8 protein-coding genes are annotated in these 12,039 nt (G+C 66.3%); 6 read left to right on the forward strand and 2 right to left on the reverse strand.

Annotated elements, in window-relative coordinates; genetic code table 11:
- Nucleotides 1-3 precede the first annotated feature (3 nt).
- Nucleotides 4-3,210, forward strand: a complete 3,207-nt coding sequence (locus ACK4R0_RS06950; RefSeq protein WP_409672198.1) for an efflux RND transporter permease subunit — start codon at nucleotides 4-6, stop codon at nucleotides 3,208-3,210.
- The gene (locus ACK4R0_RS06955) at nucleotides 3,207-4,673 is read left to right on the forward strand and encodes an efflux transporter outer membrane subunit (RefSeq protein ID WP_409672200.1); all 1,467 of its coding nucleotides are present in this window, start codon (nucleotides 3,207-3,209) and stop codon (nucleotides 4,671-4,673) included. The genes ACK4R0_RS06950 and ACK4R0_RS06955 overlap by 4 nt, the downstream gene beginning before the upstream one ends.
- Nucleotides 4,674-4,709: 36 nt before the next feature.
- On the opposite strand, the gene ACK4R0_RS06960 is transcribed toward ACK4R0_RS06955, so the two are convergent.
- Nucleotides 4,710-7,076, reverse strand: coding sequence for a hypothetical protein (locus tag ACK4R0_RS06960; protein ID WP_409672203.1), 2,367 nt, complete (start codon nucleotides 7,074-7,076; stop codon nucleotides 4,710-4,712).
- Between the two features lie 71 nt (nucleotides 7,077-7,147).
- Here ACK4R0_RS06960 and ACK4R0_RS06965 point away from each other — a divergent pair, with 71 nt between their 5' ends.
- The 4 genes from ACK4R0_RS06965 (at nucleotide 7,148) to ACK4R0_RS06980 (ending at nucleotide 11,228) form a co-directional block, all read left to right on the forward strand.
- On the forward strand, nucleotides 7,148-7,465 hold the full coding sequence (locus ACK4R0_RS06965) for an Hpt domain-containing protein (protein ID WP_409672206.1): 318 nt from the start codon (nucleotides 7,148-7,150) through the stop codon (nucleotides 7,463-7,465).
- A gap of 100 nt (nucleotides 7,466-7,565) precedes the next feature.
- Nucleotides 7,566-8,777, forward strand: coding sequence for a hypothetical protein (locus ACK4R0_RS06970; RefSeq protein ID WP_409672209.1), 1,212 nt, complete (start codon nucleotides 7,566-7,568; stop codon nucleotides 8,775-8,777).
- Nucleotides 8,778-8,859: 82 nt separating this feature from the next.
- Complete coding sequence (locus ACK4R0_RS06975; protein ID WP_409672212.1) at nucleotides 8,860-9,855, forward strand: hypothetical protein; 996 nt, start codon at nucleotides 8,860-8,862, stop codon at nucleotides 9,853-9,855.
- The gene (locus ACK4R0_RS06980) at nucleotides 9,852-11,228 is read left to right on the forward strand and encodes a sensor histidine kinase (RefSeq protein WP_409672215.1); all 1,377 of its coding nucleotides are present in this window, start codon (nucleotides 9,852-9,854) and stop codon (nucleotides 11,226-11,228) included. Before ACK4R0_RS06975 ends, ACK4R0_RS06980 begins: the two co-directional genes overlap by 4 nt.
- On the opposite strand, the gene ACK4R0_RS06985 is transcribed toward ACK4R0_RS06980, so the two are convergent.
- Nucleotides 11,225-12,007: a polyphosphate kinase 2 family protein gene (locus tag ACK4R0_RS06985; protein ID WP_409672255.1), complete on the reverse strand. Its 783-nt coding sequence runs from the start codon at nucleotides 12,005-12,007 to the stop codon at nucleotides 11,225-11,227. The genes ACK4R0_RS06980 and ACK4R0_RS06985 overlap by 4 nt on opposite strands.
- Between the last annotated feature and the right edge of the window lie 32 nt (nucleotides 12,008-12,039).

Genomic DNA, 12,039 nt, shown 5'->3' on the forward strand with positions numbered 1-12,039 from the left:
CCGATGCGGATCGCCCATTTCTGCATAGACCGCCCGATTTTCGCGGCGGTGCTGTCCATCCTCATCGTCATCTTCGGCGTCGTCGCCTATCCGACGCTGCCGGTGTCGCAATATCCCGAGATCGCGCCGCCCACGGTGGTGGTCAGCGCCAGCTATCCGGGCGCCACAGCCGAGACGATCGCCGATGTGGTCGCCGCGCCGCTGGAAGAGACGATCAACGGGGTCGAGGACATGCTGTACATGTCGTCCTCGTCCACCGGCGACGGCAATTTGGCAATCACCGTTACCTTTGCGCAGGGCACCGATGTCGATCAGGCACAGGTGCTGGTGCAGAACCGGGTGAGCACCGCCGAACCGCGTCTGCCGCAGGAGGTTCGCCAGATCGGCGTCACCGTCCGCAAGAACTCGCCCGATCTGCTGCTGGTGGCCAATTTCTTCTCGCCTGATGGTTCGCTGCCCCAGCAATATATCTCCAACTATGCCACGCTGCAGATCATCGATCGCATCTCGCGCATCGACGGCATCGGATCGGCGCGTCTGTTCGGCGGGCGCGACTACAATATGCGGGTCTGGATCGATCCCGAGCTCGCCGCATCGCGCAACCTGACCGTCGATGAAATCGTCGGCAAGATCCGCGCACAGAACGCGCAGGTTTCGGCAGGTTCGATCGGCCAGCCGCCGTTCAACACCAGCGGCACCGCGTTTCAGCTTGGCGTGCAGACGCAAGGCCGGCTGAGCACGCCCGAAGAGTTCGGCCAGATCGTCATCAAGCGCAATGGCCTTGCCCTTACCCGGCTGTCCGACGTCGCCCGCATCGAACTGGGCGCGCAGGATTACAGCATCAACGCGTTCAACAACGGGCGCCCGACCGTGGCGCTGGCAATCTCGCAATTGCCCGGCTCCAACGCGCTGACCGTGGCCAAGGCGGTCGAGGACGAGCTCAAGCGTGCTTCGGGCGATTTCCCTCCGGGCATGACCTACTCGATCCCCTATAACCCCACCACTTACGTCGAGGCATCGATCGAGGCGGTGCAGGACACGCTGGTCGAGGCGATCATCCTTGTGGCGATTGTGGTGCTGGTGTTCCTGCAGAGCTGGCGTGCCGCCATCATCCCGATCATCGCCATCCCCATCGCGCTGGCCGGCGCCATCGCCATCCTGGCGGCGCTGGGCTTCTCGCTCAACAGCCTCTCGCTGTTCGGCATGGTGCTGGCGATCGGGATCGTCGTCGATGACGCGATCGTCGTGGTCGAAAATGTCGAGCGACTGATGGAGGAAGAGGGGCTGAGCCCGCTCGATGCCGCGCACAAGACGATGGACGAAGTGTCCGGCGCGCTGATCGCGATCGCTCTGGTGCTGTGCGGGGTGTTTATCCCGACCGCGTTCATTCCAGGCATTTCCGGCGCGTTCTACCAGCAGTTCGCCGTGACCATCGCTGGCGCCACCGCGTTTTCCGCCTTCGTTTCGCTGACGCTGTCGCCGGCGCTTGCCGCCTTGCTGCTGCGCCCGCGCACGCATGATGACAGCGCCGTTCCGGCCGGCTGGCGCGGCTGGGGCAAAAGGTTCGCAGGCGGCTTCAACCGGGGCTTTGCCAAATTGTCGGAGCGTTACGGTCGCCTGACGGCACGCACCATCCGCAGCCTGATGTTCATGGGGCTGGCCTATCTGTGCCTGATCGCGGTCGCCGGATGGCGCTTCAGCGCGACGCCGGCCGGGTTCATTCCCGCGCAGGATCAGGGCTATCTGATCGGCGTTCTGCAGATGCCGCCCGGTGCCTCGCTCCAGCGCACCACCGCCGCGCTCGACACGGCGCAGAAGATCGCGCTTCAGAACGATGCCGTGATCAGCACCATCGCCTTTGCAGGGTTCGATGGCGCGACCTTCACCAATGCCCCCAACGCCGCCGCGATCTTCATCACGCTGAAGGAAGCAGGCACCCGCGCCAGCGCGGACGACCTTGCCAATGAACTGCGCGGCGCGATGTCCGGCATCACCGCTGGCAGCATCCTCGTCATCGCCCCGCCCCCCGTGGCCGGGCTCGGCACGGGCGGCGGCTTCAAGATGATCATCGAGGATCGCGGCAACGCCGGGCTGCAGGCACTGGAAGGCGCAGCGTTCGCGATGATGGGCGCAGCGGCGCAGACCGAGGGCATCGCAGGCGCGTTCACCACCTTCAACACGCGCACTCCGCGGCTGTTTGCCGATATCGACCGCGCCCGCGCCGAACAGCTGGGCGTTCCGGTGGAGAACATCTTCTCGACGCTCGGCACCTATCTGGGCTCCAGCTATATCAACGACTTCAACTTCCTGGGACGTACCTTCCGCGTGACCGCGCAGGCCGACGCGCCCTATCGCGACGACATCTCGGACATCGGGCGGCTGCGGACGCGGTCGTCCAGCGGCGAGATGGTGCCGCTCGATGCGGTGATGAACCTGCGCAACGATTCGGGTGCCTATCGCGTGGTGCGCTACAACCTCTACCGCTCGGCCGAATTGCAGGGCGATACATTGCCCGGCTATTCGAGCGGCCAGTCGCTCGACACCATGGAAGCGCTCGCGCGGCGGACCTTGCCGCAGGGCTTCGATTTCGAATGGACCGAACTTGCCTTCCAGCAAAAGGCGGCGGGCAGCACCGGAACGCTCGTGTTCCTGCTCGGCGTGGTGTTCGTCTTCCTGCTGCTGGCGGCGCAATATGAAAGCCTGGTGCTGCCGCTCGCGGTGATCCTGATCGTCCCGATGTGCCTGCTGGCTGCGATCCTGGGGGTCAACCTGATGGGACGGGACAACAACATCCTCACCCAGATCGGGCTTGTCGTGCTGATCGGGCTTGCGGCCAAGAACGCGATCCTGATCGTCGAGTTCGCCAAGCACAATGAGGACCATGGCCAGTCGATCCTCGATGCTGCACGGCACGCCGCTGCGCAGCGCCTGCGCCCGATTCTGATGACCTCGCTCGCCTTCATCCTGGGCGTGCTGCCGCTGGTGATCTCCTCGGGTCCGGGCTCGGAGATGCGCCAGGCACTGGGGATCGCGGTGTTCTTCGGCATGATCGGCGTGACCATCTTCGGTCTGCTGTTCACGCCTGCCTTCTATGTGATGGTGCGGACGCTGGAAGACCGGATCAAGGCGTGGTCGGCGAACCGCAAGCGCAGCGATCTCCCGCCGCCTGCCCCCCCTGCCCAGCCTGTCGTGGAAGGCAGCCAGCCATGATACTGAAAACCCGCCTGCTCGCCTGCGCTGCCCTTTCGGCGACGCTCGCCGCCTGCACCGTCGGCCCGGACTTTGAACGGCCTGCCACCCCCGGCACTGTCGCCGAAGGCGCGTTCGTCGAGGGCAGCGACCCGCGCTTTGCCCAGACCCCGCTGCCCGATGGTTGGTGGCGGCTGTTCGAGGACCCCGCGCTCGATGCTCTCGTCACCCGCGCGCTCGAGCGCAACACCAGCGTGCGCGAAGCCAGCGCCAACCTTCGCCGCGCCAGGGCATTGGTGCGCGAAGCACGGGCGGGCCAGCTGCCCAGCCTTTCGTCAAGCGCATCGGCGAGCACCAATCAGGTGGGCACCGGTGCCAATGCCGGGGTCGGCTTTGAGCCTGCCGAACCCCTGACCTTCGACTTCTACCAACTCGCCACCGACGCATCGTACGAGATCGATCTGTTCGGCGGCATTCGCCGGTCGGTCGAGGCCTCGCGCGGTGACGCGCTCGCGGCGCAGGCTGAGCTCGATGCAGCGCGCGTCAGTGTCGCTGCCGAGGTGGCGCGCAATTACGCGCTCGCCTGTTCGAGCCGGTTGCAGTCCGATATCGCCCGCGAATCGCTCGCGGCGCAGCAACGCACGCTCGATCTGACCCAGCGCCTGTCGGCTGCCGGGCGCGGCCAGCGGCGCGATGTCGCCAATGCCGAACTGCTCGTGGCGCAGGCGCAGGCGCAGATCCCGCAGTTCGATGCCGAACAGCGTGCGGCGTTGTTCGCGCTGGCGACGCTTACCGGTGATCCGCCGGGCAATCTGGATAGCGCCGCTGCCGCATGCGCCACCCCGCCCCGTGTCCGGATCGCCATCCCCGTTGGCGATGGCGCGGCGCTGCTCGCGCGTCGCCCCGATGTTCGCGCCGCAGAAGCGAGGCTCGCCGCCGATACCGCGCGGGTCGGCGTGGCGACCGCAGCTTTGTATCCCTCGATCCAGCTGGCGGGATCGGTGTCGATCGGGGGAACGTCGCCGGGCGCACTGACCGAATCGAACAATATCGGGTTCTCGCTCGGCCCGCTGATCTCCTGGTCGATACCGATCGATGGTGCTGCGCGTGCGCGGGTCAATGCCGCATCGGCGCAGGCGGACGGCAGGCTTGCGGCCTTCGATGGCGCGGTGCTGACGGCCTTGCAGGAAACCGAACAGGCGCTCGCCAGGCTCAAGGGCGCGATAGAACAGGAGGCGGCGCTGCAAATCGCTGCCCGGAGCGCTGACGAGGTCGCGCGGATCACCCGCATCCGCTTCCGATCGGGCCGCGACAACGCGCTGCAGTTGCTCGAGGTGGAACGCAATCTGCTCGCCGCGCGCGCCGCAAGTGGATCTGCCACCGCAGCCCGCGCCGAAGCCGAGGTCGCCTTGTTCCGTGCCCTAGGCGGAGGCTGGGAGAATGCGCCTGCGGTCAACGAGGTCAGCGCGACCAGGCGCGACTGATCTGGGCCCGTCCCGGTTCGTCGCTGCCAGCCGGCGTCAGTCGCGCAAGCGCTCGATGGCCTGCGCCAGCGCGACATAGAGCTTGCCGGTTTCGGACGACAGCAAGGTGACCCCCATCACGCCGCCATCGCGGGTGGATAGCACGGTGCGCAGCATCGCCTCGAAATCGTGGATGTAGCGGTTCACCAGAGCGAAGAACTCTGGGTCGTTCTCATAAGTCTGCGCGATATCCTTGGCCTCGCCATTGTCGATCAACCGTACGGCGCGCCGGGTGAACACGCCACGGTCGCCGCGCAGATAGGCAGACCAGGCGGTGTCGCTGACTTCGGTCGAAAGGATCTTGTCGACATCGATCGCGGCGGAATTGAGCGACTCGGTAAGCAATGCCAGCCGCCGCGCAAAATCATTGTCGGTGCGCTCTTCGGCCAGCTCGCGCGCATCGGTGACACGCCGCTCAAGGTGGCTCGCCAGATCGTCCACCCGGCTGAGCTGGTCCTTGAGGTGCAGCGTCGCATCGCTGGTCGCACCCACCGCGCGGCTGATGGCCGATTCGAGCTTGCCGACAAGCTCCTCGGCCTTGCCGCGCAGCACTTTCTCGAGCTCTGCGCCTGTATCTTCGCCCAGCTTCTGCGTGGCTCCGGTGATCGCCCTGTCCATCGCCCGGCGTGCCTCATCGGCCGCGGCATGCGCCTCGCGCTGGACATCGCGCATCGTCTCGACAAGCCGCACGGCGGAACTGGCGTTGATCTGGTCGATCTCGTCGCGCGCGCTGCGCATCTCGTTGATCAATGCCCCGATGTCTTCGGTCCGCTCGCGCCAGCCGGATTCGCTGCTGTCAGCGAGCTTGCCGACCTCGGCCTGCTGACCGGCGATCCGCTGCTCGAAATTGCCGAGAATCGAACCCAGCCGGACCATCTGCCCGTCAACCTCCGACACCGCATCCCGTAATACGCCGACCTTGTCCTGGCTGGCTTCGGTGGTCTGGTCGAGCGCAGCAAGCGCGCCGGGAATTGCCTGCGATACCTGCTGCTCTATGCTGCCCAGCAGCCCGCGCAGCCGTTCGCTCTTGGCATCGAATATCTCGGCATGACCGCTGCCCGCTTCGAGTCGCTGCGACAATGCAACGGCATTGCCGTCCAGCGCCGAAAGCGTGAACGCAAGCCGTGCCAGCGAATCGGTGCTTTGCTTGTCCAGCGCCTGCAAACGCGTCTCGGCCTGGCTGATCTGCGCATCGGCTGCGGCGATCATCTGGCGCACCGTGGCTTCGGTCTCTCCGGTCGAGGTCGCAAGCGCGCCCAAGGTCAGCCCCAGATCATCGGCTGCCGCACGCATGTCTGTGCGGGTAGCGGCGGCCCGGGCGGCCATGTCCGCTGCCAGGCCATCAACCGACTGGCGCAGCTGCGCGAGGGTCGTCTCCAGCGCTTCGGCCTGAGCGGTGGCGGCATGATCGATGTTGCTGCGTGTGTTGGCCAGGCGGCTGGCCACGGTCTCGATCGCCTGATCCATCTGCTGGCTGGCGTGCGAGACGCTGGTTTGCAGCGCCATACCGGCGGTGTCGACGGATTGGGCCAGACGAACGGTGGCAGCGTCCGAATCCTGGACCAAAGTGCCGATCTGCGCGCTCGCCGCCTGCCCGAAGGCGTTGAGCTTCTCGAACGCCCCGATCATGCTTTCGACCTGGCTCTGTGCGGTGCGGCCGGCGTTGCCGATCTGATTGGTCACATCCTTGGCCGAATTGGTGATCACCGGCAGATGGTTGCGCAATTTGTCCATGTTGTTGGACGCCGCTTCGCTCACCTCGCCGATGGCGCGCATGCCGGTATCGCTCGACTCGATCATCGTGCGCAGTTCATCGGCGAACCCGCGCAGGCGATCGGTCGACACCCGGCCCAGCGACTCCAGCTCGAGGCTTTGGTTGGCGAGAAACTCGCGCGCCAGCGACAATTCGGAATTGATATGGCCAAGGCGCGTTTCCAGCGCAGCGCTTTCGGACCGGAGCGATCCTGCGACCCTGGCAAAGCGCCGCGCTTCTGCCGTGCTGTTGCGCTGGACGATCAGATACATTGTGAGCACCGCGACGACCGGCACCATCCATTGCGAGATCGCAGCCACCGCAAGTTGCGGGGTCATCCCTGCCTGCCATTGCGGCATCGAGGCCCAGACGAACATTCCGGTCCAACCCGCAACAACCACCGCGGCCGCGATTGTCCACCGGCTTGCCGATTCGGGCACGGGAATGTCATCCTCGTCGTCGAGCCAGGGGGCCGCCGAATCCTGTGCTATCGGCGCTGCGGAACGACTTGGCAGCGTCGGCGCCGCCATGTCCGGCTCAAGCTCATGCGTCGCCGGTGTTTCGTCACCGCGGTCTTGCCGCAGATCGATGATTTTCTTGCCCTCGCCCATAGGATTAACCCTAACATATTTTGCCGCGCCAGAAACCGAAAGTTAAGGCGGCAGGTCTATTCGATACGGTCATGGCATATGAATCGGGAGCATTGAACGCGGCGCTGGCCGCCGCTGTGGGCAGCGACCCTGCGCTCGTCGCCGAGCTTCGCGGAGCCTTTGTCGAGAGCGCGGCGCGCCAGATCGATCTGCTGGGTCGTGCGCGCTGCGATGCCAACTGGCATTTCTCCGCGCTGCGGCTCAAGAGCCTCGCCGCAAGCTTCGGCGTTCAGGGGATTGCCGGCCTTGCCGATCTGGCGCTCGAGAGCGCCCCCGGCGATCCGGTGGTGCTGCGAAAGCTCGCGGTGGCGATGGCCGACTTCGACGAGATGCCCGCACAGCTGCAATAACACCTAAACCTTTTGCATCTTCGGTCGGTGCCGGTTGGCATCGGGCCGGACGGGAGATAAGAGAGCCTCTCCCTTCCACCCCGGAGACCGACCCCCCGACGTGCGCGCCGCCTTGATATCCCTGATCGAGACCGTTCCAGGTGGGACCGCCCTGCGCGGCGGTCTGCCGCTGGCCAATGGTCAGCTGGCGATGTTGCATGTCGATCTGGCGCGGCAGGCGGGCGCAGGCGAAATCCTCTGCCTGGTGTCGTCGGTCGGCGAACGGGTCCGCCAGCTCGAAGCTTATGCGGCATCATGCGGGGCCGACTTCCACCTCGTCCGTTCGGTCGCCGATATCAGCGTTCGCCTGGCGAGCGACGACGAGCTGCTGATCATCGCCGACGGTCTGTACGTAACACCCGATGACACGGCGATGCTCGCCCGCGAGATCGGCACCTTTGTCGCCAGCTTCGCGCCCGGCGACAGCGCACGCACGCTGATCGAGCGATTCGAACGCATCGACATCAACCATATCTGGGCGGGCCTGGCCTGCATACGTGCCCGCGACCTGATCGAAGCACGCGATCTGCCCGAGGATTGGAGCGTCCAGTCCGCGCTGCTTCGACTGGCCGTACAGCGCGGCTATCGGCGCCAGGTTCTGCCATTTGCGCTGGCCGAGGCTGGCCGGATCGCGATCGTCCGCGATGCGGGCGAGGCCGATGCGCTGGCGATGCAGGAACTGGCCGGATCGTCTGGCGCGCTGGGGACCAGGCTGGTGCGCCTTCCGCTGGCAAAGGCCATGGCGCGCAAGGCCTGGGCGGCCCCCTGGACAAACCCCGCCCTGCGGATCTGCGCGCTGGCGCTGCCGGTCGGTGCGATCGGACTCGCGTTTGCCGACTGGAGCATGGCCGCGCTTGCGGCCCTGGCAATCGGGCGATTGGCAGGTCACGCCGCCAACCGGCTGTTCGGGCGTTTTGCCCCTCGCGCCCGGCACGGCAGCGAGCAGACGGCGCGCAATCTGGCGTTCGCGCTTGCGTTCGCGCTGATCACCGTGCTGACCGTGGCCGCATCCGACCGGCTGGCAGGTCTGTTCGCAGCGGCTTTGCTGCCCGCGCTCGCATTGCTGCTGCGCCGGTTCGACGGACAGGTGCCCAAGATATGGGCGCGGCTGGCCGGATCGCCCAGTCTGTTGGCGATCGTCGCATTCATGGCCATCCCCTTCGGCGCGATGTTGCCGGTGGTGATGGTGTGGAATCTCGTTCTGGTTGGGCTGCTGCTTTGGCAAACCCGACCCGGTCCGGTTGCGGCAGGTCCGGCCAGGCCCCATATCTGAAAGCGCAGGACGACCTGCTGTGTCACCGCCGATCGGGACGTAAACTAACAGCATTTTAACCAGCAATTGCTAGGTCAAGCCGATGAATACCGACATGGCCCCCGCACGCCCGGCCCTACGGGACGTTGGAGCGTTGCTGCGCCATGCCGAGGAGCAGGCGCGGCTGGCAGCCGCCATGCCGGTGCTCGTACGCCAGCGGATTGCCCCAGATGGCGCCATGGTGCTGCGCGAAGACGACCTCAGTCTGACCGGCGGGTTCGTCGATTCGATCGCGCGCCATCTGATTGCCGCGCTGTGTCCCCATGACCGCCCCGTCGATCCGGCGCAGATCGCGCAGCATGTCGTGCTGGCAGACAGCGCCGCGACCCGCCTGCTCTTTGCCCGGGCGATCGAGGCGCGGTTGTGCCGCAATGCCCCGCTGGTCGGGCTGGCGATGGCCGAGCTGCCACCGCGCGTCGAAGATCAAGTCGCCGATGCCCAGGACGAGCTTGCCGAAACCGCGATGGCGCTGATCATCGCGCAAAGCCGGTTCGTCGGCAATGCACAAGGTTTTGCGATCGAGCTGGCCGAGCTGCCGCCCGAGACATTGAGCGCACTGGTGCAGCGGATGCTGGGCTGGCTGCAGGACCAGCCGGGCACCGATCCGCTCGTCTTGCGCGCGAGCGCCGATGCGCTGCTGGCAAACTTCGACGAGCGGCGCGGCCGGCCCCACCGGCTGATGCGCTTTTGCCATTTGTTCGCGCTGCCACGCGCCGGCGACGACTGGTCGCTTGCGCAAAGTGGCCCGTCGCTGGTGTTCGCAATGCTGGCGAGGGTCAGCCATCTGCCGAGCGAGCACCTGATCGATATGGTGCGCGATCCGGATCTGGCGCGGCTCGCAGTGGTGGTACGCGGCTGCGGCATCGCCGTGGATACGGCCACGCTGCTGCTCCAGGGCATCGCGCTGCTGGCCTCGCACGCGGTCGATACCCTTCCGACGGCATCGGCCCTGGCGGCCATTGCGCAGGACGACGCTGCGCGGATCGTCGCTGGCTGGCGCAACCTGCTGCCGTTCGATGCCCCCGGGCCTGTCTGGTGAACGCGCAGATGCCCGCATCCGGGGTGGAACCCGGACCTGCCCTGCCTGCAGGCGCAACGACCGCGCGTGTCGACCGCAACGGATGCCTGGTGCGCGCGGACGAGCCCCTGTTGCAACTGCATCATGATCTGGGCGGCAGTATCGCGAGCGAACTCGCCGTGCCCCCGCTGCTCGATCTGGTCAGGCACTGCCTGCGCCTGGGCATGCGGCTGTCGCGCCCGGTGACGGCGGCCAGCCCATCTGCGTTGATCGACCTTTGGTGTGAATGCGCGCCCGACGCCACCGGGGCGACGCTGGCGCTTACACGCTGGGCAGAGCGTCCGCTTCCGGCCAGCGCTGTTGCGCCGCATGCCACGCTGCCGCTGCCCAGCGATCCGCACGGCGCAAATATCCGACTCGATCGGTTGGGCCGCATCATCCAGTTCAATCCGCCGCACGGGTTCATTCCTGCCGATGCGGGCGAACGTTTCCTGCTCAAGCCGCTGTCCGCGCTGCTGCACACCGACGATGATGAGCCGATCGAAAACCCGCTGTCCATTGACGGGCAACGCGTGCGGCTGGTCGGTGATACGCGGTGCTGGATCGCCAGCCTGCCCGGCGACGCCGAGACTCCCGCACCCGTCCTGACGCTACGCGAAGCATCACCGCTGGATGATGCCGATGCGACGCCACCCTTGCCGCCGCTGTTCGACGGTGAACGGATCGGGCATCTGTTCGGCAGCCAGATCGGCCCGGCGCTGCGGCTGCCGATTGGCCGTATCATCGCCAATGCCGAGACGATCGGCGGGCGGCTCGAGGGTCCGCTCCGCGCCGATTATGCAGGCTATGCCAGCGACATCGCGTCGGCGGGGCGGCACCTGCTGGCGCTGGTCGATGACCTTGCCGATCTCGAAGCGATCGAGGCTAGTGGCTTTAGCGCAGCGCGCGAGCCGGTGGACCTGGCCGACCTTTCGCGTCGCGCGGCAGGGCTGCTCGCGCTCAAGGCCGCCGACCGCCAGATTCGCATCGACAAGCCGGCCGATGACGAGATGCAGCCGGCGGTCGGCGAGTTCCGGCGGGTGCTGCAGGTGCTGCTCAACCTGCTGGGCAATGCGATCAACTACGCCCCCGACGGATCGATGATCTGGCTGCGGCTGGATGACGGCCCGGGCTGGGCCAGCGTCACCGTCGCCGACCAGGGGCCGGGGCTGAGCAGCGAAGACCAGCAGCGGTTGTTCAACAAATGGGAACGCCTGGGGCGCAGCGGCGACGGCGGCAGCGGCCTTGGCCTGTATATCTCGCGCAGGCTGGCGCTGGTGATGGACGGCGATCTGACCATCGAAAGCGCACCGGGCCAGGGTGCACGGTTCACGCTGATGCTGCCGACCGTTTAGCTGGCCTTGTAGCCGAACGCGTTCCTGGCCATCGCGACCAGTGCGGGATCGGCATCGGGGAGCGTCTTGGGAACGCTGGCATCGAGCTGCTCCGCAATATGGCTGAGCGCAGCGATGCGCGCGGCTTTCTTGTTGTTGCCGTCGAACACCGCCCAGGGAGCCCAGCGGGTGTCGGTCTGCTTGAACATCGCGTGCATCGCGTGGAGATATCCGTCGCGTTTGCCGCGATTGCGGAAGTCCTCCTCGGTCACCTTCCAGCGCTTTTCGGGCACCGACAGGCGGTCGGCCAGACGCTTGTCCTGCGTCGCCTGGGTGACATGCACGAAGACCTTGATGATCGCGGTGCCCCCATCGACCTGCTGGGCTTCGAACTCGTTGATCTCGTCATAGCCGCGCTTCCAGTCGCGCTCGCTGGCAAAGCCTTCGACCCGCTCAACAAGCACCCGGCCATACCAGGATCGATCGAAGATCGAGATTTCCCGGCTGCCCGGCAGCTTCTGCCAGAAGCGCCAGAGAAAATGCCGATCCTTTTCATAGGGCGTCGGCGCGCCGATCGGCCAGACCTGGAAATAGCGCGGGTCCCACTCGGCGGTCATCCGCTTGATGATCCCGCCCTTGCCCGCAGCGTCCCAGCCTTCCATCACGATGATCGCGCGGCGGCCATGGACGATGTGACGGGCATGCGCGTGCGACAGCCTCAGCTGTACCGCCTTGAGCGCATCTGCGTAGTCGCCGTCGAACGAGGCGCCCTTTTCATAGTCGGACAGCTGGATGCTCATCGACGGTCTCCTGCCAGTCTGCTTTCTCGTGC

The sequence above is a fragment of the Blastomonas sp. genome (assembly GCF_046294995.1).
Classification (GTDB): domain Bacteria; phylum Pseudomonadota; class Alphaproteobacteria; order Sphingomonadales; family Sphingomonadaceae; genus Blastomonas.